23 protein-coding genes are annotated in these 26,060 nt (G+C 73.2%); 11 read left to right on the top strand and 12 right to left on the bottom strand.

What is annotated here, in order from left to right:
* On the top strand, positions 1 to 243 hold a 243-nt coding region (locus tag E1262_RS19360; protein ID WP_132104775.1), incomplete at its 5' end, for an LAETG motif-containing sortase-dependent surface protein.
* A 200-nt stretch (positions 244 to 443) separates the two neighbouring features.
* On the opposite strand, the gene E1262_RS19355 is transcribed toward E1262_RS19360, so the two are convergent.
* Positions 444 to 2,951, bottom strand: coding sequence for a LuxR C-terminal-related transcriptional regulator (locus E1262_RS19355; RefSeq protein WP_132104774.1), 2,508 nt, complete (start codon positions 2,949 to 2,951; stop codon positions 444 to 446).
* Between the two features lie 194 nt (positions 2,952 to 3,145).
* Here E1262_RS19355 and E1262_RS19350 point away from each other — a divergent pair, with 194 nt between their 5' ends.
* Positions 3,146 to 5,911: a helix-turn-helix transcriptional regulator gene (locus E1262_RS19350; RefSeq protein ID WP_132104773.1), complete on the top strand. Its 2,766-nt coding sequence runs from the start codon at positions 3,146 to 3,148 to the stop codon at positions 5,909 to 5,911.
* 168 nt (positions 5,912 to 6,079) lie between these two features.
* Here the strand turns inward: E1262_RS19350 and E1262_RS19345 are convergent, their stop codons facing one another.
* The 4 genes from E1262_RS19345 to E1262_RS19330 form a co-directional block, all read right to left on the bottom strand.
* Complete coding sequence (locus E1262_RS19345) at positions 6,080 to 6,805, bottom strand: GAF domain-containing protein (protein ID WP_162605997.1); 726 nt, start codon at positions 6,803 to 6,805, stop codon at positions 6,080 to 6,082.
* An 81-nt stretch (positions 6,806 to 6,886) separates the two neighbouring features.
* On the bottom strand, positions 6,887 to 7,615 hold the full coding sequence (locus tag E1262_RS19340) for a GAF and ANTAR domain-containing protein (protein ID WP_132104771.1): 729 nt from the start codon (positions 7,613 to 7,615) through the stop codon (positions 6,887 to 6,889).
* A 98-nt stretch (positions 7,616 to 7,713) separates the two neighbouring features.
* Entirely contained in the window at positions 7,714 to 8,547 is an 834-nt protein-coding gene (locus E1262_RS19335; protein WP_132104770.1) for a GAF and ANTAR domain-containing protein, read from the bottom strand.
* Between the two features lie 57 nt (positions 8,548 to 8,604).
* The gene (locus tag E1262_RS19330; RefSeq protein WP_132104769.1) at positions 8,605 to 9,186 is read right to left on the bottom strand and encodes a TetR/AcrR family transcriptional regulator; all 582 of its coding nucleotides are present in this window, start codon (positions 9,184 to 9,186) and stop codon (positions 8,605 to 8,607) included.
* A gap of 107 nt (positions 9,187 to 9,293) precedes the next feature.
* On the opposite strand from E1262_RS19330, the gene E1262_RS19325 reads away from it, so the two are divergent.
* A complete protein-coding gene (locus E1262_RS19325; protein WP_132104768.1) occupies positions 9,294 to 9,971 on the top strand; it encodes a GAF and ANTAR domain-containing protein in 678 nt (225 codons plus the stop codon).
* A 13-nt stretch (positions 9,972 to 9,984) separates the two neighbouring features.
* Here the strand turns inward: E1262_RS19325 and E1262_RS19320 are convergent, their stop codons facing one another.
* A complete protein-coding gene (locus E1262_RS19320) occupies positions 9,985 to 11,076 on the bottom strand; it encodes a baeRF2 domain-containing protein (protein ID WP_132104767.1) in 1,092 nt (363 codons plus the stop codon).
* A 21-nt stretch (positions 11,077 to 11,097) separates the two neighbouring features.
* Positions 11,098 to 11,403: a hypothetical protein gene (locus E1262_RS19315; protein WP_132104766.1), complete on the bottom strand. Its 306-nt coding sequence runs from the start codon at positions 11,401 to 11,403 to the stop codon at positions 11,098 to 11,100.
* A 105-nt stretch (positions 11,404 to 11,508) separates the two neighbouring features.
* Here E1262_RS19315 and E1262_RS19310 point away from each other — a divergent pair, with 105 nt between their 5' ends.
* Positions 11,509 to 11,832 (top strand): plasmid stabilization protein, encoded by a 324-nt coding sequence (locus tag E1262_RS19310; RefSeq protein WP_132104765.1) that lies wholly within the window; start codon positions 11,509 to 11,511, stop codon positions 11,830 to 11,832.
* 63 nt (positions 11,833 to 11,895) lie between these two features.
* Here the strand turns inward: E1262_RS19310 and E1262_RS19305 are convergent, their stop codons facing one another.
* The gene (locus E1262_RS19305) at positions 11,896 to 13,440 is read right to left on the bottom strand and encodes an MFS transporter (RefSeq protein WP_132104764.1); all 1,545 of its coding nucleotides are present in this window, start codon (positions 13,438 to 13,440) and stop codon (positions 11,896 to 11,898) included.
* 159 nt (positions 13,441 to 13,599) lie between these two features.
* On the opposite strand from E1262_RS19305, the gene E1262_RS19300 reads away from it, so the two are divergent.
* Positions 13,600 to 14,484: a LysR substrate-binding domain-containing protein gene (locus E1262_RS19300; RefSeq protein WP_132104763.1), complete on the top strand. Its 885-nt coding sequence runs from the start codon at positions 13,600 to 13,602 to the stop codon at positions 14,482 to 14,484.
* 90 nt (positions 14,485 to 14,574) lie between these two features.
* Here E1262_RS19300 and E1262_RS19295 read toward each other — a convergent pair whose 3' ends face one another.
* From E1262_RS19295 to E1262_RS19280, 4 genes are read right to left on the bottom strand one after another with little or no spacing between them, the layout of a single operon-like run.
* Positions 14,575 to 15,507, bottom strand: a complete 933-nt coding sequence (locus tag E1262_RS19295) for a zinc-binding dehydrogenase (RefSeq protein WP_132104762.1) — start codon at positions 15,505 to 15,507, stop codon at positions 14,575 to 14,577.
* 8 nt (positions 15,508 to 15,515) lie between these two features.
* A complete protein-coding gene (locus tag E1262_RS19290) occupies positions 15,516 to 15,881 on the bottom strand; it encodes a sensory rhodopsin transducer (protein WP_203454053.1) in 366 nt (121 codons plus the stop codon).
* Positions 15,882 to 15,892: 11 nt separating this feature from the next.
* Positions 15,893 to 16,684: an SDR family NAD(P)-dependent oxidoreductase gene (locus E1262_RS19285; protein ID WP_132104761.1), complete on the bottom strand. Its 792-nt coding sequence runs from the start codon at positions 16,682 to 16,684 to the stop codon at positions 15,893 to 15,895.
* Positions 16,674 to 17,348 (bottom strand): GntR family transcriptional regulator, encoded by a 675-nt coding sequence (locus E1262_RS19280; RefSeq protein ID WP_132104760.1) that lies wholly within the window; start codon positions 17,346 to 17,348, stop codon positions 16,674 to 16,676. Before E1262_RS19280 ends, E1262_RS19285 begins: the two co-directional genes overlap by 11 nt.
* 138 nt (positions 17,349 to 17,486) lie before the next feature.
* Here E1262_RS19280 and E1262_RS19275 point away from each other — a divergent pair, with 138 nt between their 5' ends.
* Genes E1262_RS19275 through E1262_RS19250 form a run of 6 tightly spaced genes read left to right on the top strand, consistent with a single transcriptional unit; the run spans position 17,487 to position 26,060 of the window.
* A complete protein-coding gene (locus E1262_RS19275) occupies positions 17,487 to 18,839 on the top strand; it encodes an ABC transporter substrate-binding protein (protein ID WP_162605995.1) in 1,353 nt (450 codons plus the stop codon).
* Positions 18,836 to 19,807, top strand: a complete 972-nt coding sequence (locus E1262_RS19270) for a carbohydrate ABC transporter permease (protein WP_132104758.1) — start codon at positions 18,836 to 18,838, stop codon at positions 19,805 to 19,807. The genes E1262_RS19275 and E1262_RS19270 overlap by 4 nt, the downstream gene beginning before the upstream one ends.
* Complete coding sequence (locus E1262_RS19265) at positions 19,804 to 20,667, top strand: carbohydrate ABC transporter permease (RefSeq protein ID WP_132104757.1); 864 nt, start codon at positions 19,804 to 19,806, stop codon at positions 20,665 to 20,667. Before E1262_RS19270 ends, E1262_RS19265 begins: the two co-directional genes overlap by 4 nt.
* Positions 20,668 to 20,675: 8 nt before the next feature.
* Positions 20,676 to 23,624 (top strand): neutral/alkaline non-lysosomal ceramidase N-terminal domain-containing protein, encoded by a 2,949-nt coding sequence (locus E1262_RS19260; protein WP_132104756.1) that lies wholly within the window; start codon positions 20,676 to 20,678, stop codon positions 23,622 to 23,624.
* Entirely contained in the window at positions 23,611 to 24,759 is a 1,149-nt protein-coding gene (locus E1262_RS19255) for a mandelate racemase/muconate lactonizing enzyme family protein (RefSeq protein ID WP_132104755.1), read from the top strand. Before E1262_RS19260 ends, E1262_RS19255 begins: the two co-directional genes overlap by 14 nt.
* On the top strand, positions 24,756 to 26,060 hold the full coding sequence (locus E1262_RS19250; RefSeq protein ID WP_132104754.1) for a DegT/DnrJ/EryC1/StrS family aminotransferase: 1,305 nt from the start codon (positions 24,756 to 24,758) through the stop codon (positions 26,058 to 26,060). The genes E1262_RS19255 and E1262_RS19250 overlap by 4 nt, the downstream gene beginning before the upstream one ends.

Genomic DNA, 26,060 nt, shown 5'->3' with positions numbered 1-26,060 from the left:
CCGCCGGACACCCCCGGCACGCCGCCCCCGGGTGGCGATGACGGCGACGAGGACGGCGACGACAACGGTGGCGGCGGCGATGGCGGCGGCGATGGCGGCGGTGACGGTGACGACGACGACCTCGCCGACACCGGCAGCAGCTCCACCCCGCTGCTCCTCGCCGGGGCGCTGCTGCTCCTGGCCGGCGCCTCCGTCCTGGTCGCCACCCGGCGCCGTCATGGGACGGGAGGCCTGACCAGCTGACACACGACCGCGGGGCCGGCTGCGGCCGGCCCCGCGCTCGACGAAGGGCCCGGCGCGCCGTCGATCGACGGCACGCCGGGCCCTCCGCACACGCCTCCCGAGTCGATCTTGGAGTAAGCGCGCTATTGGAGCCGAAATGTCCGATAGATACCGCCATTACTCCAAGATCAACTCAGGAGGCGTGGGACGGCGCGAGCGGGTCAGGGGGCGGGCGGCAGGATCGCCAGTGCCCGGGCCACCGTGACGGCCTCGTAGCGATCGGCCGCGCCGAGCTTGCGGTACAGCGAGCGGGCCGTCGTCTTCAGCGTGTTGCCGGAGATGTACATCGACTTGGCGATCTCGCTGAGGGTGTCCGGCCCGTCCAGCGACAACAGCACCTCGGTCTCACGCTCGGACAGTGTGGGCGCGCCGGTGGTGTTGGCACGGTGCAGCGCCGCCAGCTCGACCGCCAGCGTGCTCAGCGGGCCCGACGACGGCAGCGGCAGGTCGCCGCCGGTGATCGCCGTCCGCAGCGCCGGCGGCAGCAGCAGCTGCCGCCGGGCGCCGGTGCGCTCGACCAGCGCGAGCAGCTGGTGGACGTCGCCGTCGGCGGTGACGCCCCGCTGCAGGGCGCTCTCGACGTGCAGGGCATAGACGTCGGCGCGGACGGTCAGCGGGACGGCGCCGAGGTCGCCGAGGGCCGCCAGCTCGCGGCTCGCCTCCAGCGGGTCGTGGGCGGTCAGCAGGGCCCGGGCCCGCGCGACGGCGAGCAGCGCGGCGTGCCCGGGCGGCGCGACCGCGCTCTCGAGCACGTCCAACGCGGCCTTCGGGTCGTCGCGGGCCAGCAGCGCGTGCGCCCGGGCGATCGTCGCGAGTAGCCGGTTGAGCGGCAGCCGGTTGGTGTCGTAGCCGTCGCCGGTGAGCAGCTCGGCGTGCCCGGCGGCCGTGCGGTCGCCCGCCAGCAGCGCGAGCACCGACCAGACGTGCGCCAGCCGGGCTGCCGGCGGGACGGCGTCGCGGTCGACCCGGCGCTGGGCGCGGTGCAACCGCTCGGCCACCCCGGTGGTGCGCCCGTGCTCGAGGTCGAGTGCGCCGCGGGTGAGGTGGATGTGGTCGGTGAACTGGTTGTCGGTCCAGCCGTGCCGCCGGGCGATCTCCGCAGCCGACCGCGACTGCCGGGCCGCGCCGGCGAGGTCGCCGCGCAGGAACGACGTGTACGAGCGCAGCGCCTCGCTGTTCGCCTCGTGCCAGGCGATGCCGTGGTGCCGGGCCTGGGTGGCGGTGTGGCTGAGGATGCTCTCGGCGGCGTCGAGCTCGCCGGTGGCGAGCCGGTTGGCGCCGGTCTGCCAGTCGAAGTAGACGACGCGGTCGAGGTGATCGCGCCGCTGGTCGTCGGTGGCCGCGTCGATCAGCGCCTTGCCCTTCCGCTCGACGGCGACGGCGGCCGCGGCGTCGCCGCGTGCCCGGGCCAGCACCATCTGGAAGCATCGGATGGTCAGCAGCGTGCCGCTCAGCGTGTGCTGGTCGACCAGCCGGTCGGCCTGCGCCACCCGGCGGGCGAAGGTGTCGAGGTCCGGCGGCGGCGCGACGGCGGAGATCGCGGCCAGCAGCAACAGCACCGGATCGGCGGCGACGACGTCGTCGGGCAGTGTGTCCACTGCCGGAAGCAGGTCGTCGAACTGGCCGCGGGCGACCGCCGGCTCCCAGCTGGCTCGCACCACGCTGCCGGCGGTCGCCTCGTCCAGCGTGGCGTCGACCACCAGGGGCAGCGCGTCGGTGGTGCGGCCGCGCGCGACCAGCAGCCGGACGGCACGAGTCACCAGGTCGCTGCGCCGGCCCGGCTGCTCGAGATCCAGCTGGTCGAGCAGGCAGCGGCGGACCGGCTGCGGCAGCCGCCAGTGCCCGTCGTCGGAGGCCGGAACCAGCCGGCCGGCCGTCGCCCACCGGTCGATCAGGGTCGCCGCGTAGGCCGGCAGCGCCTGGTCCTCGAGCAGCAGCGCCAACACGGTCGCGTCGAACCGCGGCGCGGCCGCCGCGTCGGTGAGCAGGGCGCGGTCCGCGGGGCCGAGGTCGCCGAGCACCTCGATGCGGACGAAGCGGTCGATCAGGTCATGCAACTTGCGTTCGGACAGCGTCGCGTCCGGCCGCCGGGAGCGCAGCCACGCGACGACCAGCGCCGGCCAGCCGTCCGTCGTCTGCTCCAGCTCGGCGAGGTCGTCGGCGCTCAGCGCGACCCGGAACCGGGTGGCCAGCTGCCGGACCTCGGAGGCGTCGAACAGCAGGTCCGGCAGCCCGACGAGCTGGATGGTGCCGTCGAGCAGCCGGTCGGCCGTCACCCAGCCGGGGAGGATCCGCGTGCTCAGCAGCAGGCGGGTGTCGTGGTCGCGCACCGACCGCAGCGCGGCGCGTACGCCGTCGCCGTTGGGCCGGACGACGTCGTCGAGCAGGATCGCCGGCGGGTCCGCCGCGTCGTCGGCGACCACGTGGGCAAGGATCTCGTCGACGACGGCGCCGAGGTCGTCACCGGCGTCCGGATCGACCCGCGCCACCAGGCCGGGACCCAGCCGGCGGGCGACGTCGTCGAGCAGCAGCGACTTGCCCAATCCGGGCGGGCCCTGGACGACGACGATGGGCGCCGCGTCGCGCCTGGTCAGCGGCTCGCTGAGACGCGGCCGGGACAGAATGGGGCGTGGCCCCGCCCGCCGGCGGTCACCCTCGGCACCTTGCATCGTGCGATCTCCCTCTGCCACTCGCCCGATGACGATCTTAGACTCACCCCCTTCCTCACCCCACGATCCACCCCAGCCGACCCGTCAGCAGTGTCGGCTTCTGCCGTCCTGGGAGGGTGCCGGACCGCGATCATGGGTGAAGGTCGCGATGGGGGGCCCGGCGATGTGGAGTGATCGCAGGGTGAGGGGAACGGGTGGACAAGGACGTACGCGACGCGTTGATCGGTCGCGACAGTGAACAGACCAGGATCCGCGAAGTCCTGCTCAGGTTGACGGCCGGCGAGGGGGGCGCGGTCGTCGTGGAGGGAGCCGCGGGCGTCGGCAAGAGCGCGCTGGTGCGTGCCGTGGCCGACGACGCGCGTTCCGGGCGGCTGACCGGGCTCGACGAGGTGACCGTGTCATCGGTCGTCGCCGCCGACTCCGAGCGCGGCTGGCCGTTCTCGGGGCTGCATCTCGTCCTATCTGCGGTCGTCGGCTCGCTGGAGCCTGAACAGCAGCGGCAGGCCGCGCGGCTGGTCGACGACCTGACGACGCAGCTGGACCAGACCGCGTCGGCGTACGAGATCGCCGTCCAGGTGCAGCCGGTGATCAGCCGGGTGCGGCGGCCGCTGGTCATCGTCATCGACGACGCGCACCTCCTCGACCCGCAGTCGCTGGAGGTGCTGGGCTTCGTGGCCCGCCGGGTCGGGACGTCGCCGCTGGTGTTCCTGGTGGTCGTCGACACCGCCGAGCGCGTGCCCCCGCTGCTCGGGCTGCCGCTGATCCGCCTCGGTGAGCTGCCGCCCACCGACGCGACCGAGCTGGTCCGCCGGGCGGCCGGCTCGCACACCCTGCACAGCGTCGCGGCCCGTATCGCCGCCCGGGTCGGCGGCAACCCGCGCGCCCTGCTCGACGTCGTCGGCCGGGTGCCGGACGTACAGCTGCTCGGACAGGTGGAGCTGGACCGGCACCTGCCGCATTCGCCGGTACTGCAGGCGCTGCAGCTGCCCGAGCTGGGGTCGCTCACCGACGACCAGCGGTTCGCGCTGCTGGTGGCCACCGGCAGCGAGGACCACCGCCTGACGCCGCTGCTGAACGCGCTCGGTTCGCCGGACGCACCGCACATCGCCTGGCTCTTCGCCGAGCACCTGAATCGATCCGACGGCACGTTCACGCTGAAGCGCCCGGCCGTCCGTTCGATCATCTGGCAGGCCGCCACCATGGCCGAGCGCGACGCCGCCCACCAGGCGCTGGCCGCCGCGTACGAGGACTCCGACCCCGGCTGGCAGCTCTGGCACCTGGCACAGACCCGGCACGACCACGACGACGAACTGGCGAAGCGGCTGGAGCGGGTGGCCGCCGAGTCGCTGGTCCGCGGCGAGGTGGAGCGGTCGCTGGCGTTCGCGCGCGAGGCGGTCCGGCTCACGTCCAAGTCCAGTGAGCGGGTGGGGCGGCTGCTGCAGGCCGGGCGGTTCGCCGTCCTCGCCGGTCGCCTGGACGAGGCGGTGCACATCGCGCGCGAGCGGTTCCGGCTCGACACCACGCCCGAGCAGCGGGCCGACTTCGCGCTGCTGGAGGTGCGCGCCCGCAACCTGCTCGACGGCGAGGTCGCGACCGGCCTGGTCAGCCGGCACGTCGAGGAAGTCGCGCCGATCGACCCGACCCGCGCGGCCGCGCTCGACCTCGCCGCCGCACACGGGCTGGCCGGGCGGATGGAGCAGGCCGAGGCGGCCCGGTTCCTGGCCCTGGCGGAGCGGTTCAGCGACGACTTCGACGCGGCCACCCGCGCCACGCACCGGCGCACGGCCGCACTGCTGGCCTCCGTCAGCGGCGAGCTGGACCGCGCGGTGGAGCTGGTCGAGGCCGACGCCGCCGGCGCCGAGGACCTGTTCGGCGAGGCCGAGACGAACCTGCTGCACGCGACCGTACTGGTCCGGGCCGAGCGGTACGGGCAGGCGCGGCGGCTGCTGCGCGCGGTCACCAGCGGGCAGTTCGGCGACTCGCCGCTGCTGCTGCGGGCGGCGCTGGCCGGGCTGGTCCAGCTGGAGCTGCGGGCCGGCCGGCTGCGCGAGGCCGTCGAGGCGGCGGCCGCCTGGGACCGCGTCGACGCCGACAGCGCGCACCGCGCGTTGGTGCCCGCGTACATGATCCGCGCCAACGCCTACCTGGGCGAGGACGAGGCCGCCTGGGAGCGCCGCCGCCAGTCCATCGAGGGGTCACGGCGGCACGGCGACTCGTGGGCAACGGCCGTGATGCAGGCCGAGACCGGCGCGTTCCTGCTGCTGCTCGGCCGGTTCGACGAGGCGATGTCGGTGCTCGACCACGCCCGCCGGCAGGCTTTGGAGCACTCCGACCCATCCATCCTCGCCGTCGAGCCCGACTACATCGAGGCGTGCGTGCGCAGCGGCGAACTGGGACGCGCCCGCGCCGCGCTGGCCGAGTTCGAGCTGCGCGCCGAACGCGTCCCGACGGCGTGGGCGCGGCACACCGTCGCCCGCTGCCGGGCGCTGGCCAGCGAGGGCGAGGACGCGCTGACGCTGTTCCGCGAGGCGGTCGAGACCGCCACAGACGCGGTGTCGCCGGTCGAGCAGGCGCGCACGCTGCTCTGCTTCGGCGAGCGGCTGCGCCGGCTCGGCCGCCGCACCGACGCCCGGTCGTGGCTGCAGCGCACCGTCGTGCTGGCCCAGGAGAGCGGCGCGATCGCTTTGGCCGGCCGGGCCGGTCAGGAGCTCGGCGCCGCGGGCGGGCCAGTGGCTCCCACCACCCGGCTCGCCGACCTCACCGACGCCGAACAGCGCATCGCCACCCTTGTCGCCAGCGGACGGCGCAATCGGGAGATCGCCGCCGAGCTGTTCGTCTCCGTCCGCACCGTCGAGGCGCACCTGGGCCGCATCTTCCGCAAGCTCGGCATCCGGTCGCGCACCGAGCTGACCGGCATCGTCGTCGCCGGTCTGGACGACGACGGCGCCGGGCCGGGGTGAGCCGGAGAAAATCCGGAATCGCCGCGTGCTGATCCGGACCGCTGGTGACTCCTACATAGTGACGGGTGGAGGTGCAGGGCCGGCCGGTACATCCGTCCACGGGGGAATCGGCACTCCGCTCCCCGGCGAAGCCCCCCTTCCCGGGAGCGGAGTGGCCGTCCCCGTCGATCAGCGGTTCGGCGGGCGGCCGCCGGTGCCGTCCGGGGTGAGGTCGACGGCGCGGTCCAGGACCTGGTGCGCGATCTCGCCCAGCGTGACCCCGGCCGCGTAGGCCCGGGCCCGCAGTAGCGCGAGCGCGTCCTCCGGCGACAGGCCCAGCCGCGCCACCAGGAAGCCGGTGGCCTGGTGCACCTCGGCACGCCCGGCCCAGACGCCGGTGGGCTCGCCGTCCGTCTCGGCGAGGTCGCAGTCGTGGTCGATCTCGAGGTCGTGGAGCAACGTCACGCCCACGGCGGCCGCCAGGTGCGTCGTCAGCTCGGCCTCCGGCGCCGGGTGGCCGGTCCCCGTGCGGTACGCCGTGAGCACGCCGAGCACGGCGGCGCCCACCGGCACCGGGACCGCGACGATCGTCAGCGGGCCTGTCTGGCGGAGCGCCGCCTCGGTGAACAGCGGCCAGCGCCGCGCGGCGTCACCGGTGCCGAGGCTCGCGGCCACCGCCGTGCCGGACCGGTAGGCGTCGACGCCCGGTCCCTCGCCGAGGACGTCCTGCAGGTCCTCGACGCTCGCGACGACGTCGTCGGTGACGCAGACGGTCAGCCGTTGTGGGAGCGTGTAGGCGAGCACGACGGCGACGCCGTCGGCGCCGAGGATGGAGCGGCAGCTCTCGCCGAGCCGGACCGCCCGCGGCGCACCCGGGCCGGCGTCGGCGACCGCCTGGGCCAGTCGCGACGTCACCTCGGCTCGTGTGGTCAAAGCGGCGGCTCCCGTGCGGCAACCGGCGCACGCGGCCGGTCGCCGGTGCACCAGCCTACTGGGTCACTCGCCGCTGCCGTGGGCGTCGGGCAGCGACCGGGTGCGCACGACGTTCGCCGCGACCCGGCTGAGCTTGACGTTGTTGTCGCGCGAGTAGCGGCGCAGCACCTCGAACGACTGGGCGGCGTCCAGGCCGTAGCGTTCCATGAGGATGCCCTGAGCCAGCCCGATCTCGTACCGGGCGTCGATGGCCTCGCGCAACGTCGACGACCGGCGCGCGTCGGTGATCGCGATGGCGGCGTGCCGCATCAGCAGCCGGGCGACGGCGACGTTGCGGTCGGCCGGCTGCTCGGGCAGCTCCCAGAACACGACGATCGCGCCCGAGTAGTGCGGCCCGAGGTCCAGCGGCAGCGCCAGCAGGCTGCGGTAGCCGATCTCCGCGACGGCCGCCCGCCACCGCGGCCAGCGCGGTTCGGTGGTCGTGTCCTCGACGAGGACCGGGGCCTGCTCGATCAGCGCGGTGAGCGACGGTCCCTCGTCGAGGTCGAACTGGATGGCGTCGGCCTCCTCCGCGCGGCTGCTCGTGCCGGCGACCACCTCGCGCTCGCCACGGGGGCGCAGCAGCGTGGCGCTCGCGGCGTCGCCGCCGACGATCTCCACCCCCTGCTGGACGACGGCGGTCACCGTCGAGCGCACGTCTGGCTGCAGGTAGAGCTGTGAGGCGGCGGCGGCCAGGAGCCGGGTGACGGTGTCCGGTTCGGGTTCCGGGAGCGCCTCGGACGGCGTGTCCATGAAGACCTCGGGGCGTCGGCCTGATGCGGCGGTGCTGCCGCCGGCTGACGTCTTAACCGGAGACCGTCAACGTACCGAGCACGACCCGGAAAGACAAATCACCCGCGGCGTGACGCGCCGGGGCTAGCGCCCGCACCGCCGCCGTTGAGGCCCGGCCTAGGCTCGCCGCCGGCCCCGTTCGGCCGCCGCTGGAACGCGGCCACCTGCGGCGCCGGCTGCCCGGACACCTTGGCGACCAGGCGCTCGGCGACGGTGCGCAGCTTGAGGTTGTTGTTCTGGGAGTGTTTGCGCAGCAGTGCGAACGCCTGGTCGGCGGCGCAGCGCTGCTGGGCCATGAGGATGCCGACGGCCTGGTCGATGACGCTGCGGGTGGCCAGTGCCTGCTCGAGTTGGTCGGCCAGTTCGGCGTCGTGCGCCTGGCGCAGCGCGAGCGTCAGTGCCGTCGACGCCTGCGCGGCGAATGTCTCGGCGCGGCGCCGGTTCTGGATGTCGAACGCCTCGGGCTCATCGAAGTCGTAGAGGTTCATGGCGCCGACCACCTCGCCGTTCACGCTCAGCGGCAGGCTCAGCGACGACCGCACGCCCAGTGCGATGGCGTGGACGCGGTACTCCGGCCAGCGCGGGTCGGACTCCTGGTCGGCGATCTCGACCACCTCACCGGTGGCCAGGCTGTGCACGCACGGGCCCCAGCCGCCGGCGTACTGGCCCTCGTCGACCTGCGCGGCGCGGGGGTCGCTGCTGACGATGGTGCGTGGCTGGCCGTCGTAGCTGGTGGTGATGCCGCATGACGCCGGCGGCTCGACCACGTCGGCGGCCAGCTTCGCGAGCTCGGTGAGGAACTGCTCGACTCGCGGTGCGTCGAGCAGCAGGTTCTGCACCGCACTGAGGAGCTCGGTGAGGTCGCGTCCCGTCGGGGATTCGTTACCAGTCATCTGCTCAGCCCCCCGTTGCGGTGCTCTCCCCGTCTGCCACTCTACGCCGGACGGTGATCAGCGGTACTGCGCGATGAGGTGGCCGGCCATGACCTTGGAGCGCCGGGCGGCGTCGACGTCGCCCTCGAGCGCGGCGATGATGGAGCCCTTCATGAGGATCTGCCACGACCGCGCGAACTCCTCGGGCTCGCGCAGGCCTGCCTCGGCGGCGCGCTTGCTGACGATTGCGCGCAGGTTGGCCAGGTGCTGGATGCTGGCCTGCCCCAGCGGATGTGACCGTCCCATCTCGAGCAGCACGGTGATGAAGGCGATGCCGTCGAAGTCGTCGCTGCGGAACCACTCGTCGAACACGTCGAAGATGGCGAGCAGCCGCTCCTCCGCCGTGTCGCCGCGCTTGTGCGACTCGGTCTCGACCAGCCCGACGGTCCACTCGCGCTCCCGGCGGTCGAGAAACGCCAGGACCAGGTCGTTCTTGGACGGGAAGTGCTTGTAGAAGGTGGCCTTGGCGACATGGGAGCGTTCGATGACTTCGTCGACGCCCACGCCGAGCACCCCACGGCGGGCGAACAGCCGGTAGGCGGTCGCCAGGATGCGCTCTCTCGCGTTCGGCGTGGCGCCGGTGGGGTCCGGAGCCTGCATGACGATTCACCATACCCGTTGACACCGTTCGCTGTCGCGCGGTAGACAGAACTGTCTGTTCATCGGTGTGGAGCAGTGGTGCTCTTGTGAGAAGGTGAGGCGGAGCAATGGATCTCAGACCCACGTCCGAACTCGCCGAGGCTGCCGCCGATCTGCACGGCGAGCCCGATGTCGAGAGCACGGTCCAGAGCGTGCTCGAGTACGCCAAGGCTCTCACCGGCGGCGACGGCGTGGCCGTCATGTTCCGGCAGGCAGGCCGGCCGGCGGTGATGTCGGCCACCAGCCCCGAGGCCGCGGAGGCCGACCTGGTCCAGATCCGGTGCGCCGAAGGCCCCGGCCTGCAGGCCATGTGCGCGGGCGACGCCGTCCTGGTCGACGACGTCGCGGCCGACGCACGCTGGAGCAGCTGGAGCCGCCCGGTCAGCGAACTCGGCTTCCAGAGCGTGCTGTCGCTCGGTCTCGGCACCCATCGGTCGTCCATCGGCGCGTTGAGCGTCTACTCGTCGAAGACGCACGCGTTCGCCGCCGAGCGCGCGGAGCTCGCCCGGCTCTACGCCCGGCATGCGTCCGTCGCGCTGGTGTCCGCCCGGCACGAGTCCGGGTTGCGCCAGGCGATGCAGGCACGACACACGATCGGCCAGGCGCAGGGCGTGCTGATGGAGCGCTACGGCATCGACGCGGAGCAGGCGTTCGCGATACTGCGCAATAGCGCCCGCGATCACGGCGTCAAGCTCAGCGAGCGGGCCGAGCAGATCGTCGCGTCGCGGCCGGCCGACGTCGGCTGAGCCCATTTCACGCCTACCGGGGCGGCCGGTCCCACCGCAGCAGCGCGGCGACGCCGTCATCGGGAAGCAGGGACGGTGCGGTGAAGACCGCCTCCGCGCCGGTGGCGGCCGCAGCGGCCAGCACCAGCAGGTCCGACCGCACGACGAGGGCCACGCGCACGCCGTCGGGCAGCGGCAGGTACGGGTAGTCGGCCGGGCGCACCGTGCGGTGCGCCGCCCGCACCTCGTCGAGGACGACGGTCTCCACACCGGCCTGGACGGTCATGTCCAGGACCTCGGCGAGGCCGACGGCGACGGCGTAGTGCCGGCCGAGGTGCTCCTCCAGCCGCTCCACGGCGCGCCGCCGCCGCTCGTCGACCGCCCGCCTGACCGCGGCGTCCGTCTCCCTGAGGAACGCCTCGTTCGAGGCGCCGCCGGCGCGGCTGCCGTGTTCGGCCTCGACCACGTGCTCGGCGACGTGCGGCGGCAGGCCGGCGCGGACGTCGTGCCGGGCGCGCGGGTCGCCGGCGAGCACGATCAGCGGCGGCTCGGATCCGGCCAGCCGCTCCACCTCGGCCACGACCGCGCGGGCGTTGAACCGCCAGACCTCGTCGGTGCGTCTCTGCAGGTCGGCCATGGCCCATCCGCCGTCGGGCACCTTGCTGAGGTTCTCCGTGCTGCCGTCGACGGTGTGGACGGTGGTCGGCTCGCGGCCCCAGGCGGCGCACTGGTGCAGGTCGGCCCCGAGGTGATCGGCCAGGACGACGAGCACCGGCACCGCCGCCTCCTGGTAGGCCAGCCACGCCGTCGTGTCGGGCAGCGGGCCCCAGGTCAGCACCTCGCGCCCGGACCAGTGCGGCAGCGTCTCGTCGACCAGCACGCCGTCCCGCCCCGCCACCACGAACCGCGCCGTCTCGCCCGGCTTTCCGGTCGGCTCCAGCAGTCGCCTGACCACCTCCTCCGCGACGGCGTGCGGCGCGCCGGCCGCCGCGAGCTCCGCCCGGGCCGCCCGGCCGCGCAACTCCAGCTGCTGGCGCGCGTCCTCCGTCGTCCGGCTGACGTCCATCAGCGCGCTGGCGAACGGTCCCTGGTGGTCGAGGATGCGGGTGAGGGCGTCGAGTCGCATCGTGCCTCCCTCGTGCGGTGGTCAGCTGTCGGGCTCGGTCTCGATGTGCATGCCGGTGACGCCGTCGCCGGCGACGTCGGTCTGCGCCTCGTCGGTTCTGGGGTCGTCTTCGGGCGCCTCCTCTGCCAGCCGGTCGTCCAGCGTCCGCTCCTCCTCGACCCGGAACAGGCCGTAGGTGGGTGCGTCCGTCGGCACCGAACGGGCCTCGGGTTCGGGGGTGTCGTCGGTCGGACGCAGGTCGTCGGCGATCTCCGGGACGCCGGCCTCCTCCTGAGAGGCGCCGGGGTCGCGGTTGGCTTCGTCGTCGGGGCTGTACGGATCGCTCATGTCGTCCCTCCCTGTTCGCCCTGCTACCCCGTGCGTCCGGCCGCAAACGACGGTGGTTGGTTTCGGCCCGGACGGGTACGGGCCAAGGGGACGGAGGTGATCGCCATGCCGAGGGAATGGAGCGCCAAGCGGGAGCGGCAGTACGAGCACATCAAGGAAGGCTTGGAGGACCGCGACTACAGCGAGGATCGCGCCGAGGAGATCGCCGCACGCACCGTCAACAAGGAGCGGGCGAGGTCCGGCGAGGCACGCCAGAAGAGCCGCTCGTCCACCGACGACATCTCGTCCGGCCGGCGTGGCGGACTGCGATCCGGCAAGGGCTCGGGTGGGCGGACGAAGGCGCAGCTCTACAACGAGGCCAAGGAGAAAGGCGTCAAGGGCCGCTCGACGATGACCAAGAAGGAATTGGAGAACGCGGTCGGCCGCTGACCGATACCTGCCGGGCCGGTGCCGAGGGTCACACCGGCCCGGCGCCCTGTCTCGCCGCCGGGATCAGCGCAGCCGGCCGGTGCGGGTCCAGGTCCGGTCGGTGTGCTGGCGCGGGTACGCCGTGCGGGCCGGCACCGAGCGGGACTGCCGCCATCGCCGTCGCTCCGCCGGATGCGTCGACCGCGGCCGTCCGCGCAGACCTCGGCTGAGCAGGCCCGGGGACAGCGACACGGCCGCCGCCGGCACGGAGTCGCGCGGCACGACGTACAGCACGCCGCGGCCGGGCCGGTCGCGCAGGATGAGCCGGGTGGTCAGCCTGCTCTTCCGGGCCAGCACCGCCCCGACGATGACGGCGCCCAGCAGCGGACCGGCGCCGCAGGCGACCATGGCCACGTGCGCGCCGAACTCGTGCGCGACCCAGCCGATCAGCGTGCCGGAGCCGGCCTGCGCGCCGAACAGCACGAGGATGTACAGCGCCATGACCCGGCCGCGCATGGTGCCGGCGACCGCCGTCTGGACCATCGTGTTGCCGCCGGTCAGGTACAGCAGCGACGCCGCGCCCACGGCGACCAGCACCACGCAGAACAGCGGCAGCCACGCGACCGCGCCGGCCACCATCTGCAGCACTCCGAGCACGCCGGCGGTGTAGACCAGCGTGCGCAGCCGCAGGGTCTTGCGCCGGGTCGAGGCCAGCGCGCCGGCGACGGCGCCGGCGGCGAGGCATGAGTTCAGCAGGCCGTAGCCGGCCGACCCGATGCCGAACACGTCGTCGGCGTACGCGGCCAGGACGGTGGCGAGGTTGATGCCGGTGATCGCGACGAAGCCGACAAGCACGACCGACCACAGGATGACCGGCTTGTCGCCGACGTAGCGCAGGCCCTCGCGCAGCTGCCCGCGGGTGCGCTCGATCGCCGGCGCGGCGGACAGCTCGGACGCGCGCATCGCCACCAGCAGCACGACGGCGACGACGCCGGCCAGCGCGTTGACGACGAACGACCAGCCCTCGCCGACCAGCGCGATGCCGACGGCGGCCAGCGCCGGGCCGACCAGCGCGCCCAGCTGGAACACCGTCGAGTTGATGCTGATCGCGTTGCGCAGGTGCTGGTGCCCGGCGACCTCCGGGACGAACGCCTGCCGGGCCGGGTTGTCGACGACGATCGCCATGCCCAGGAACGCGGCGCTGGCCAGCACGTGCCACGGCTGGATCGCGCCGAGCAGCGTCAGCATGCCCAGCATCAGCGCTGACAGCGCGAACAGCGACTGCGTGATCATCAGCAGCTTGCGCTTGTCGAACCGGTCGGCGACGACGCCGCCCCACAGGCCGAACACGAGCATGGGGGCGAGCTGGAGGCTGACGGTGAGTCCGACCCAGGCGACGTTGCCGGTCAGGCTGAGGATGAGCCAGTCCTGTGCGACGCGCTGCATCCAGCCGCACGTGTTGGTCAGGATCTGGGAGATGACGTAGAGGCGGTAGTTGCGGACCCGCAGGGAGGCGAACGTGTCGCGCCAGTGCGAGCGGCCCGGCTCGTCGGTACGGCGACGAGCGACCGGGCGGGTATCTGAGTGGGCTGGTGAGGACGGGTGAAGGGCGGCGGGCGCCGGTCTCACGGTTGCGGTTCCTTTAGATGGAGCGATGGTTGATGGTCGGCGTGCAGCGGTCCCGCCACAGTGGCAGGACCGTGTTCAACGTTAGGTGCTGAATGCCGATTCGTTGAGCCGATAAGGGCTATAAATGTCATCACGGAACTCAATGACAGGCGGTGACCCGTGTTCGATCCGGTGCATCTGCGGACATTCCTGGCCGTGGCGTCGACGCTGAGCTTCACCCAGGCGGCGCAGCAGCTGGGCATCAGCCAGCCGAGCGTCAGCCAGCACGTCCGGCGGCTGGAGGAGGCGGCCGGCCGGCAGCTGCTGCTGCGCGACACCCGCGCCGTCACGCTCACCGACAACGGCGAGGCGATGGCCGGCTTCGCCCGCTCGATCCTCGCCGCCCACGACGAGGCCGCCAGCTACTTCACCGGGACGGCGATGCGCGGCCGGCTCCGCTTCGGCGCGGCCGACGACCTCGCGCTGGCCCAGCTGCCCGCCGTCCTGCGGGCGTTCCGGCAGCTGCACCCGCGGATCAACCTGGAGCTGACGGTCACCCAGACCCGCACGTTGATGCGCCGGCTGGAGGCCAACCAGCTCGACCTCGTCTTCATCAAGGAGTTCCCCGGCGAGACCGTCGGCCGCGTCGTCCGCCGCGACCGGCTGGTGTGGATCGGGCTGCCCGGCACCCAGGTCCGGCCGGACGAGCCCATCCCGCTGATCACCTACACCGCGCCGTCGGTCAGCCGGGTGACGGCGCTGCGGGTGCTCGCGGAGTCCGGCCGCAGCTGGAAGATCACCTGCAAGACCCTGGAGGTGAACGGCGTCCTCGCCGCGGCCCGGGCCGGCATCGGGGTCGCGGTCTTCCCGAGCAGCCTGGTCCCGGCCGACCTCCAAGCCCTGCCCGCGTCGGTCGGCCTGCCGGAGCTCGGCGACATCGACTTCACCCTGCTGTCGAACCCGCGCTCCCCGGTCGAGCCCGTCGAGGCGTTGACGTCGGCGATCCTCGGCCAGCCCTTCGCCGCCCGCGCCGCCGCGCCGCCGCCAACATCACCGCCAGCCTGAGCCGTTGATCATGGAGAAAGTCGGGTCTCCGGGGCGTCGGAAGCCGACCTTCTCCATGATCAACGGGTGATCGGAGCCTCACCTGGCGTGTCACCAGACGATGGCGGCCTTGACGAAGCCGGGCTCCTTGGCGACCAGTGCCTCGAAGGCGGCGTCGACCTCCTCCAGCCCGAAGCGGTGGGTGATCAGCGCACCGACATCGATGCGGCCGGCGGCGACCAGGTCGATGCCGCGCCGGACGCTGTCACGCAGGCGGTCGCGGTCGCGGACGTGGGCGTTGACGACGTCGATGGCCTTCCAGTTCCAGGTGTGCAGGTCGACGGAGCGCGGGCCCTGGTGGTAGCCCATGATCGACAGCACGCCGTGCGGCCGCACCAGCGTCGTCGCGAGGTCGAGGCCCGGCGCGGTGCCGGACGCCTCGACGACGACGTCGAAGTCGCCGACGGCGGGGGATCCCATCTCGCCCGGCGACGCCGCGGCGTCGGCGCCGTGGATCAGCGCCTGCTCGCGTGCGTCCGGCCGCGGATCGATCGCGACCACCTGGCGCGTGCCGGCGTGCCGCAACAGCTGCAGCAGCACCAGCCCCATGAACCCGGTCCCGACGACGGCGACACGGTCGCCGGTGTCGAGCCGGGTGCGGCGCAGCGCCTCGACGACGCAGCCAAGCGGCTCTCCGAGCGCCTCGGCCGGCTCGACACCGGGCGGCACGACGACCAGGTCGCGGACGTCGCCGATGGTGTGGTCGGCGAACGACGCGTCGACCCGGCCGGTGACGATGTCGCCCACGCGCACCGCCGCGATCCCGGGGCCGACGGCGGCGACCTCGCCCACCGGTTCGTGCCCCAGCGCCAGCGCAGAGTCCGGCGCCGCGGGCCCGGCCGTCCACTCCGCCACCTCGCTGGCGCACACGCCGCTGACCAGCACCTGGATCAGCACCTCGCCGTACCCCGGATCACGCAGCTCCACGGAGCGGACCTCCGACGTCCGCGGCCCGGTCAGCTCACTCCGTCTGGTCGCCACCATCGAACCCCTCACCGCGCCGGGTAGGCGATGGTCGACATCAGGGCGTTGGCCGCCTGCCGCGAGTCCAGCCGGGTGTGCTGCACCACGACCGGCATGTCGCTGTACAGCACGACGCTGTAGTCGACGCCCGCCGGGACGCCGAGCGCACCGAGCTGCTGGTGGAGGGCCCGCTGCGCCGGCACGGGCAAGACGTGCGGCCCGTCCGGCTCGCGGTCGGTGAAGTACACCCACAGCTCGACCGTCGCGTCGGCCGGCCCGGTGTTGAGGATGCAGACGCTCTCGTGACTGGCCAGCGCTGGATCGTCACCGCTACTGCCCGGCGGGATGTACCCGTCGGCGACCACCCACACCGTCGAACCGATCGACGACACCACGCGAATCCTCCTCAGAAGTCGTTGGCGCTCTTCGCCATGAGCCCGCCGTCGCAGACCAGGTGCGACCCGGTCACGTACGACGACTCCTCGGACAGCAGCCACAGCACGGCCGCGGCCACCTCGTCGGGCCGGCCGAGCCGCCCGAGCGGGATCTGCGTCGTTGCCGCGGCCCGGATCCGGTCCAGCTCGGCGTCCCGCGCGCCCGAAGCAACCCCCGCTGTCAGCATGGCGGTGTCGGTGGCCCCGGGCACGACGGCGTTGACGCGGATGCCGTGCGGTGCGTAGTCGAGCGCCGCCGACCGGACGAACGCCGACACACCGCCCTTCGACGCGGCGTAGGCGCTGTTGCCGCCGCCGGAGTGCCCGACGAACGCCGCCGGCGACGACGTGCAGACGACCGAGCCGCCGCGCCCGGTCGCGACCAGCCGTCGCAGCGCCTCGCGGCAGGTCAGGAACACCCCGACCAGGTTCACGGCCACGACCCGCTCCCAGGACGACACCGGGAACGAGTGGACCGGCGCGTTGACCTCGATGCCGGCGTTGGCGAAGACCGCGCCCGGGTCGCCGACCGCCGCCGCCACCGCGTCGAACGCGGTTACCACAGACGGCTCCGACGACACGTCGCACGCCACGGGCACCGCCTCGGACGCCCCCAGCTCCAGCGCGGCCAACGCCGCCGCCGACGCCGCGGCCTCGTCCACGTCCAACGCCGCCACTCGCGCCCCGCGCGCGGCGGCCGCCAGCAGCACCGCCCGCCCGATGCCGGACCCGGCCCCGGTGACGGCGACGGTCTCAGCCCACATCGCCGCCGCCCGCCCCGCCCGGCGCCAGGTGGATGTGGATGTGCCGCTCGACGGCGTCGAGGACGGCGTCGCGGTCGCCGCCGCGGATGACGTCGAGCAGTTCCTGGTGCTGCCGGGCGACGTCGGCGGTGTCGGCGTGCGCCGGGGCGTCGCGGCGGAAGTACGCGCGCACCCGCGGCTGGATCGTCTTCCACATCTGCAGGCAGTGCCGCTGCTCGGAGCGGGTGATGACCAGCTCGTGGAACCGGATGTCGAGGTCGGCCAGCCGCTCGGCCTCGCCGGCCGACGCGGCGACCAGCATGTCGTCGACCAGCCGCTGCAACTCCGCCAGGTCGTCGTCGGTCAGCTTGTCCAGCGCCTTGTCGAAGGCAAACCGTTCCAGAGTGATGCGGATCGGCACCAGCACCTGCTCGACCTCGTCCTGTGAAACGCCGAGTACCTCGCTGCCGCGATACGGATAGGACGCGACCAGCCCCTCCTGTTCGAGCTGGCGCAGTGCCTCGCGGATCGGAGCCCGGCTGGTGCCCAGCTCGGCGGCGAGGTCGAGCTCGACCAGCCGGTCGCCGGGCTTGAGCCGGCCGCTGGTGATCGCCTCGCGCAGGATCTCGGCGACGTGCTCGCGCCGCGACAGGCTCGGAACCCGTCGCAAGCCCAGCCTGCTCATAGGCACCTCGAACATTTCATGGCGTGCATGGCCATGATCCTAGAGCATATGAGCGACTGTCGACAATCGGCCGTCGACCCTGATACGGTCCCGCACTACGAACCCACCGGTCATCCCGACGAAACCGAGGAGCCGACCATGAACCTGCGTCATCGTGGGACCGCGCTGGTCGCGGCGGGTGCCGTCGTCACCGCGCTGGCCGCGTGCAGCACCAGTGAGTCCACCCGCCCGGAGGAGCCCGCCGCCGACGACGCCGCGGTGGCCGCCGCCGAGGACGCCGCGCTCGCGGCCGCCGGCGGCGAGCAGCTCGGCGGCAGCGTGACGATGCTCGGCGTGCTGGGCGGCGAGGAGCTCGACGCGTTCCTCAGCGTGGTCGCGCCGTTCGAGGAGGTCACCGGCGTCGAGGTGCGCTACGAGGGCACCCGCGACTTCGCCGCCGTCCTGCAGACCCGGATCGACGGCGGCAACCCGCCCGACCTCGTCGCGACGCCGGCCATCGGCGAGATGGCGGCGCTGGCCGAGCAGGGCGCGCTGGTCGACCTCAACGACATCGTCGACGCGGACGTGCTCGCCGCGAACTACCCGGCCAGCATGCTCGAGACCGGCACCGCCGGCGGCGCGCTGTTCGGCCTGTACAACACCGTCAACCTGGGCGGGCTGATCTGGTACGACCCGCAGCGCTACGACGGACCCACCGAGCCGGAGAGCTGGGACGAGCTGCAGGCCTGGGCCCGCGAGAAGGCGGCGGCCGGCGAGACGCCGTGGTGCGTCGGGCTGGAGAGCGGCGCCGCCAGCGGCTGGCCGGCCGCGGACTTCATCGACGAGATCCTGCTCCGTCAGGCCGGTCCGGAGTTCCATCGCGCCTGGCGCGACGGCACCGAGCCGTGGACGTCGCCGCAGGTGAGGCTGGCCTACGAGACGTACGGCGAGATGATCGCCGACGGCATGGTCTACGGCGGGACGACGACAGTGCTCAGCACCGACTTCTCCCAGGCGGCCAACCCGATGTTCGCCCCCGAGCCGGGCTGCTACCTGCACCAGCAGGCGACGTTCATGGGCGGCATCATCACCGACGCGTTCCCGGACCTGGAGCCGGGCGAGGACCTCGACTTCTTCCCCGCGCCGGACTTCAGCCCGGAGCACCCCGGCATCCGATCCATCTCCGGCGAGATCCTCGGCATGATCAACGAGACGCCGCAGTCGGCTGCGCTGACCCGCTACCTCGCCTCCACCGAGGCCGGCACGCTGATCGCAGCGACCGGCCGCTGGCTCTCGCCGAACGTCACCGTGCCGGCCGAGGCCTACGAGGACCCGTTCCTGCGCCGCGCCAACGAGGTGCTGACCTCGGCTGAGGCGACGTACCCGCTGGGCAACTCGCTGATGCCGCAGTCGGAGGTGGACGCGTTCTGGCAGTCCGGGCTGACGTTCGCGCAGAATCCGGGCGAGCTCGACGCGATCCTGCAGGGCATCGAGGACGCCCAGGCCCGATGATCGCCGACCGCATCGTCCTCACGCTGGCGGCGACGGCGGTGGTCGTCGTCGCCGGCTGGGCCTACCTGCGCCTCGGCGACCGGGCGCTCGCAGCGCTGCCGCACGGGGCGTACCGGCGGCTGGTTCCGTGGCTGTTCGCCGGCCCGGCCGTCGCGATGGTGCTGCTGGCGCTCGCCTTCCCGGCCGTCGTCACCGTCGGGTGGAGCTTCGTCGGCGCCGACGGCGGGTTCGCGGGGTTCGCCAACTACGCGCAGACGCTGTCCGACGAGGTCACGCGCATCGCGCTGCGCAACACCGTGCTCTGGGTGATGCTGCTGCCGTCGCTCGCGGTGCTGGCCGGGCTGGCCATCGCGGTGCTGGCCGAACGGGTCCGGTACGGGGCGCTGGTGAAGGCCGCGCTGTTCCTGCCGATCGCGATCTCGGCCGTCGCGGCGGGGGTGATCTGGAGCTTCATGTACGACTACCAGCCGTCCGGCGCCGCACAGACGGCGACGCTGAACGCCGTCGTGACGGCGCTGGGCGGCGAGCCGGTCGCGTGGATCGTCGACGCCGCGACGAACAACTACGCGCTGATCGGCGCGACGCTGTGGACCCAGGCCGGGTTCGCGATGGTGATCTTCGACGCGGCGCTGCGCTCGGTGCCGGACGAGCTGCTGGAGGCGGCGCGGCTGGACGGAGCGTCGGAATGGACGGCGTTCCGGCACGTCACGCTGCCGTTCCTGATGCCCACGGTGGTGGTCGTGGCGACGACGATGACGGTGACCGCGCTCAAGGCGTTCGACATCGTCTACGTGATGACCAACGGCAACTACGGCACCGACGTGCTGTCGACGGTGATGTACCGGGCGCTGTTCACGGCCAAGGACAACGGACTGGCCGGCGCGGTCGCGACGATCCTCATGCTCACCGTCGTGCCGATCATGGTCTTCAACGTGCGGCAGTTCCGCCGCGAGAGCGGGGCGGCATGACGGCGGAAGCGGTGCGCGTGCGGCCGGCGTGGTGGCGGCGGATCCCGGTGCACCTGGTCGTGGCCGGTGTCGCCGTGATCTGGGCGGTCCCGCTGTTCGGCCTGGTGATCAGCGCGTTCCGGCCGTCGTGGGCGGTGCTGTCGTCGGGCTGGTGGGAGTCGTTCGCGCTGCCCGGCGACTACACGCTGGAGAACTACCGGCGCGTGCTCGACCGCGACGGCATGGCCCTGAGCCTGTTCAACAGCCTGGCGGTGGTGGTGCCGGCCACGGTGCTGACGGTGGCGCTCGGCGCGGCCGCGGCATACGCGCTGGCCGGCATGCGGTTCCGGCTGCGCAGCGCGGTGCTGCTGACCATCGTCGCGCTGATCATCGTGCCGATCCAGATCACGCTGGTGCCGCTGCTGCGCGTGTTCAACGCACTGGACCTCACCGGCAGCTTCCTCGGCATCTGGCTGGTGCACCTGGGCTTCGGGCTGCCGTTCGCCGTCTACCTGCTGCACAACTTCTTCGCCGCGATACCGCGCGAGCTGTTCGAGGCGGCCGAGATGGACGGCGCCAGCCGCGGCCAGATCTTCTTCTCGATCGTGCTGCCGGTCGCCCGGCCGGCGCTGGCCGCGCTGGCGATATTCGACTTCGTGTGGACGTGGAACGACCTGCTGGTCGCGCTGATCTTCCTCGGCGGCTTCCGCGACGTCGCGCCGATGACTGTCGCGGTGTCGCAGCTGGTCGCCTCGCGCGGCGACGGCTGGGAGATCCTCACGTCCGCCGCCGTGCTGTCCGTGCTGGTGCCGATGGCCGTCTTCGTCGCCCTGCAACGGCACTTCGTCCGCGGCCTGCTGGCCGGTGTCTCGAAAGGATGACCTGACACATGACGTTGCGGATCGGCTTCGGCCGGACGGACCTCACCTCGCCGCTGGGCGTCGAGCTGGCCGGCTTCGGCCCGTTCCTGCGCCGCCGGGCCACGTCGGTGCACGCCCCGCTGTACGCCCGGGCCGTCGCGGTGACGGGCGCCGGCGGTGGCCGCTGGGTGCTGGTGAGCTGCGACCTGCTGGGCGTCGCCGCGGACGTGGTCGACGACGTGTCCGCGCGGGTGGCCGACGCGACCGGCTGGCGGCCGGACGAGGTCGTCGTCCACGCCACCCACAACCACTCCGGCCCGGCCACAGTCGAGAACGTCGGCTGGGGCGCGCCCGACGAGCTTTACGTCGCCCGGCTGCCCGAGCTGATCGCCCGGTCCTGCGTCGAGGCGATCGCCGCGCTGGCGCCGGCGACGGTGCGGCACGCCGTCGTCCCGCTGGACCGGTTCGCGCACAACCGCATGCTGCCGCGCCGCGGGCTGACCAACGCCAGGGCGCTGGACGGCACCTGGACCGAGCCCGACCCGTCGCTGCTCGACCCTGGGGTGCACGTGCTGCGGGTCGACCACGACGGCGCGCTGGCCGGGTTCGTCGCGTCGTATTCCTGCCATCCGGTGATCTGCTGCGAGGAGACGTCCGCGGTGCACGGCGACTTCCCCGGCGAGGCGCTGCGGATCCTCGAAGCGGCGCATCCCGGCGCGACCGGGGTGTTCCTGCAGGGCGCGCTCGGCGACCTCAACCCGCTCTACGCGCACGGCCCGGCGGAGGAGTCGATGCGCGCGCTGGAGCTGTACGCCGGCCGGTTCGCCGACGCCGTCGCGACGGGCCTGGCGTCGGCCGCACCGCTCGCCGCCGACGCGGAGGCCGTCGCCGTCGCCGTCGTCAAGCGGGAGATCCCGTACGAGCTGGCGCCGCACGACGTCGACGAGCTGCGCAAGCGCCGCGACGAGGCGTACGCGGCGATGGACGCCGACCCACAGGCCGGGGTGACGTACGTGTCGCTGCGCCGGACCGTCGCCGCCCTGGAGGCGGGCCGGGACGTGCGCCGGCCGCTCTGGGTACACGCGCTGCGGCTGGGCCCGCTGACCCTGCTCGGCTACAACGTCGAGGTCTTCCACGGCATCAAACGCCGGCTGCGGGAGGCGCTGGGCGAGCATTGCCTGGTGCTGTCGACGACGAACGGCTGGCTCGGATACGCGCCGACGCATGACGCGTACGAGGCGCCGGCCGACCCGTACCCGGCCTACGAGGTGCCGATCATCGCCTGTCACCTGCCGTTCCGGCCGGACATCGAGGACGACCTGGTGGCGGCGGGAATGCGTGCGGCTGGGCTGCTGCACGCCGGCGCGGACGAGGACTGGTGGCGCGGCGCCGTCGTCTACGAGTGCCATCTGCCCAGCTTCCGCGACGGGTCCGGCGACGGCATCGGCGACCTGGAGGGGCTGATCGAGAGCCTGGACTACCTGCACGACCTCGGCGTGGACGCGGTCTGGACCGGGCCGTTCTACCGGTCGCCGCTGCTCGACCAGGGCTTCGACGTCTCCGACTACCTCGACGTCGAGCCGGTGTTCGGGACGCTGGCGACGTTCGACCGGCTGGTCGCCGCGGCGCACGAGCGCGGCATCAGGGTGATCGTCGACTACATCCCGAACCACACGTCCGACCAGCACCCGTGGTTCGTCGCGTCGCGGTCGTCACACGACGACCCGAAGCGCGACTGGTACGTCTGGCGCGACCCGGCGCCCGGCGGCGGCGTACCGAACAACTGGACCAGCGAGGCCGGCGGCTCGGTGTGGGAGTACGACGAGCCGACCGGGCAGTACTACCTGCACTCGCACCTCGTCGAGCAGCCGGATCTCAACTGGCGCAACCCGGAGGTCAGGGCGGCGCTGCTGGACGTGTTGCGGTTCTGGCTGGACCGGGGCGCCGACGGCGTGCGCATCGACGTCGCGCACATGCTCATGAAGGACCCGGAGTTCCGTGACAACCCGGAGGCGCCCGGCGGCAACCACAACGAGTTCGACCTGCAACACCCCGACTTCGGCACCCAGCTGCACGTCCACGACCGGCGGCACCCGGACACCTTCGCCGCGCTGGCCGAGATCCGGGCCGTCGCCGAGGAGTACCCGGGAGGGAGGGTGACGATCGCGGAGATCGAGGCGATGCCGTGGTCCGACTGGGCCGAGTACTACGCCGCCGGCATGCACCTGCCGTTCCCGTTCCGGCTGCTGGAGACGCACTGGCGGGCCGACCTGCTGCGCTCGGAGCTCGAAGGGCTGTACGCAGCGCTGCCGGACGGCGCCTGGCCGATCGTCGCGTTGGGCAACCACGACCGCGCGCGGCTGGCGACCCGGCTCGGTCCCGCGCAGGCGCGGGTGGCCGCCGTGCTGCTGATCACGCTGGCCGCGACGCCGTGCCTGCTCTACGCCGACGAGTTGGGCATGACCGACCAGCCGGTGCCGGTGGAACGGCAGCGCGACTACTTCGCCCGCACCCATGGCGGGGTGAGCCGCGACCCGTCGCGTACCCCGATGCCGTGGACGGACGGCGTGAACGGCGGGTTCTCGCCGGCGGCCGAGTCCGCGTTGTGGCTGCCGGTGTCGCGTGAGGTCGCGACGCTCAACGTGGCGGCACAGCTGCGCGATCCGGCGTCGATGCTGCGGCTGTACCGGGCGCTGACCCGGCTGCGGCACGCGTCGCCGGCGCTGCGCCGGGGGTCGATCACGTTCGCCGGCGGCACCGAAGCGGTGCTCGCGTACACCCGCACCGCGGGGAGCGACCGCAAGCTCGTGCTGCTCAACCTGACCCACCGGCCGGCGACGATACCGGTCTCGATGACCGGCCGGGTGCTGGTGTCGACGACGGACCCGACGGCGCGACGGGTGTCCGGGACGGAGTTCGCGCTGGCCGCCGACGAGGCGGTCGTCATCGACGTGGAGAGTGACCATGCGGATCACTGACATCAGGGCGGCCGGGCTGCGCGGCGCGACCCCGAAGGGCGGCTGGGCGCGCGAGCTGGACCCGGACGACACCGTCCACACGCTGGTCGCGGTGCACACCGACGCCGGCGTGGTGGGCGTCGGCAGCGTGTTCTCCAGCGAGTCGCTGGTCCGGGCGGCGCTGGAGACGCTGCGGCCGCTGTGCGTCGGGGCCGACCCGCGCGAGCCGGACCGGGTCAGCCAGGTCCTGCACGAGAACACGTTCTGGCTCGGCCGCGGCGGCGCGGTCACACACGCCGTCAGCGGCATCGACATCGCGCTGTGGGACATCCTCGGCCAGGTCACCGGGCTGCCGGTCAGCACGCTGCTGGGCGGGCGGTACCGCGAGCGGGTCCGGCCGTACGCGTCGGTGCTGATGGACGACCCGCCGCTCCTGAAGGACGATCTCGCCCGGCTGGTGGCGCTCGGGTTCAGCGCGTTCAAGATCGGCTGGGGCTCGTTCGGCCGGGTGAGCGACGCCGTCGACGAGGAGATCGTGCGCGCCGCGCGGGAGACCGTCGGGCCGGACGCGCTGCTGGCCGTCGACGCCGGCGGGTCCGACGCGTTCTGGGCGCGCGGGCTCTCCTGGGCCGCGCGGACCGCCGACATGCTGGCCGCTCACGAGGTCGCCTGGTTCGAGGAGGCGCTGCGCCCCGACGACGTCGACGGCTTCGCCGAGCTGCGGCGGCGGTCGCGGGTGCCGATCTCCGGAGGCGAGGTGCTGACCCGGCGGCAGGACTTCCACCGGTTCCTCACCGCCGGCGCGTTCGACATCGTCCAGCCGGACACCACCAAGGGCGGCGGGCTGTCGGAGTCGCGCCGGGTGGCCTGGCTGGCCGCGGAGTTCGGCGTCGGGTTCATCCCGCACGGCTGGAACACCGCCGTCGGCCTGGCCGCCGACCTGCACCTCGCGGCGGCACTGCCCGGCACCGAGCTGGTGGAGTACAAGACCGGGTCGGCCTACATCGACGAGCTGGCGGCGGACGGCTTCCGGTTGGACGCCGACGGACTGCTGCCCGTGCCGTCGTCGCCGGGACTCGGGTTGCGGCTCGACGACGACGCGCTGGAACGGTACGCGCCGGGCCACGACCTGTTCGCGGCGGGAGGTGGCCGATGAGCACCGTCGCGCTGCCCGCCGTGCTGGGCGGCGAACCAGTGATCACGCCGGACACCGACCCGGTCTGGCCGGACACCGGCGCCGTCGAGAGCGCGATCCTCACCGAGGTCACCGACGGCGGGCAGTGGGTCGGCTACGCGAACCACCCGGCGAAGTGGCGGGCGGTGCTCGAGCAGGTCGTCGCCGACACCACCGGCCACCGGTACGGCGTCGGCCAGCCCAACGGCACGCTGGCCATCGCGAGCGGACTGCGGGCGCAGCTGTTCGCCCGCGGCGGGGCCTGGGCCCGCGGCCGCGACCAGGTGCTGGTCGCCGACCTCACGCACGCGTCAGCCCACCACGGCGTCACGCTGGGAGTGGCTGCTCAGCTGGACCGCGCGCCGCGGTTGGTGCCGATCCCGGCCAAGCCGGACGCGACGATGGACGAGGAGGTCACCGCGGCCTACCTGGCCGAGCACGCCGACCGGGTGCTGGCCGTCGTGCCCGCGACCATGTACGGCAACTTCGGCGCCATCGACCGGTTCGCCGAGCTCGGCCGCCGGTACGACGTCGTCGTCCACCACGACAACGCGCTCGGCGGCGCGGCCCGGTTCGACGGACCGGGTGCTCCGACGGCGTCGCTCTCCGGCCAGGGCGGCGGCAAGGCGGCGCCGTCGTGCGAGGGCGGCCTGACGCTGACTGACGACCCGGAGCTGGCCGCCCTGTTGCGCGCCGACACCGACTGCGGTACCGGGCCGGGCCGGCTCGACCCGATCCCGTTCGCCGAGGTGGCTGGGATGATGGCCGGCAACCAGCGGATGGGGGAGCAGCCGGCGGCGCTGCTGCTCGTGCAGTGGCTGCGCGCGCTGCACGCCCGGCTGCGGATGCGGGAGAACCGGCGGCTGATCCGCGAGCTGATCGCCGATCCCGGCCTGTTCCCGGTCCCCGTGCTCTGGAACCCGCCGCCGGACGCCGAGTACCCGCCGTTCTTCGCGCTCTACCTGTCCTGCACCGATGCCCTCGAAGCAGAGCTGGGGCTGACCCCGAAGGATCTGCGCGTGACGCTGGCCGCCGAGGGCGTGTGGGCCGAGGCCGGCTTCACGCCGACGCATCGGGACCCGGCGTGGAAGCAGTGGGCCGACGGCGTGCCGCTGTCCTACGAGACGTCGGCGCGGGTCGTCGACCGGGCGGTCTTCGTGCACACGAAGTTCCTGCGCGACCCGCGGTTCCCCGATGTCATGGGCGAGATCCTCAGGCGGGTGGTCGCGCACAGGGATCGGCTGCGCGGCGTCGGGGACGGGCGGCCGGAACCGGTCTGGTGA

The organism is Jiangella aurantiaca (assembly GCF_004349105.1).
Taxonomy (GTDB): Bacteria; Actinomycetota; Actinomycetes; order Jiangellales; family Jiangellaceae; genus Jiangella; species Jiangella aurantiaca.
Note: the sequence above shows the minus strand (reverse complement) of the source record. Positions and strands in the feature narration are given on the sequence as shown.

Coding starts and splice junctions, on each gene's coding strand:
- E1262_RS19315 (WP_132104766.1), bottom strand. CDS start 11,403: ATGAGCGATCCGTACAGCCCCGACGACGAAGCCAACCGCGACCCCGGC.
- E1262_RS19265 (WP_132104757.1), top strand. CDS start 19,804: ATGACGGCGGAAGCGGTGCGCGTGCGGCCGGCGTGGTGGCGGCGGATC.
- E1262_RS19330 (WP_132104769.1), bottom strand. CDS start 9,186: ATGCAGGCTCCGGACCCCACCGGCGCCACGCCGAACGCGAGAGAGCGC.
- E1262_RS19285 (WP_132104761.1), bottom strand. CDS start 16,684: ATGTGGGCTGAGACCGTCGCCGTCACCGGGGCCGGGTCCGGCATCGGG.
- E1262_RS19270 (WP_132104758.1), top strand. CDS start 18,836: ATGATCGCCGACCGCATCGTCCTCACGCTGGCGGCGACGGCGGTGGTC.
- E1262_RS19255 (WP_132104755.1), top strand. CDS start 23,611: ATGCGGATCACTGACATCAGGGCGGCCGGGCTGCGCGGCGCGACCCCG.
- E1262_RS19280 (WP_132104760.1), bottom strand. CDS start 17,348: ATGAGCAGGCTGGGCTTGCGACGGGTTCCGAGCCTGTCGCGGCGCGAG.
- E1262_RS19320 (WP_132104767.1), bottom strand. CDS start 11,076: ATGCGACTCGACGCCCTCACCCGCATCCTCGACCACCAGGGACCGTTC.
- E1262_RS19260 (WP_132104756.1), top strand. CDS start 20,676: ATGACGTTGCGGATCGGCTTCGGCCGGACGGACCTCACCTCGCCGCTG.
- E1262_RS19295 (WP_132104762.1), bottom strand. CDS start 15,507: ATGGTGGCGACCAGACGGAGTGAGCTGACCGGGCCGCGGACGTCGGAG.
- E1262_RS19355 (WP_132104774.1), bottom strand. CDS start 2,951: ATGCAAGGTGCCGAGGGTGACCGCCGGCGGGCGGGGCCACGCCCCATT.
- E1262_RS19335 (WP_132104770.1), bottom strand. CDS start 8,547: ATGACTGGTAACGAATCCCCGACGGGACGCGACCTCACCGAGCTCCTC.
- E1262_RS19325 (WP_132104768.1), top strand. CDS start 9,294: ATGGATCTCAGACCCACGTCCGAACTCGCCGAGGCTGCCGCCGATCTG.
- E1262_RS19310 (WP_132104765.1), top strand. CDS start 11,509: ATGCCGAGGGAATGGAGCGCCAAGCGGGAGCGGCAGTACGAGCACATC.
- E1262_RS19340 (WP_132104771.1), bottom strand. CDS start 7,615: ATGGACACGCCGTCCGAGGCGCTCCCGGAACCCGAACCGGACACCGTC.
- E1262_RS19275 (WP_162605995.1), top strand. CDS start 17,487: ATGAACCTGCGTCATCGTGGGACCGCGCTGGTCGCGGCGGGTGCCGTC.
- E1262_RS19250 (WP_132104754.1), top strand. CDS start 24,756: ATGAGCACCGTCGCGCTGCCCGCCGTGCTGGGCGGCGAACCAGTGATC.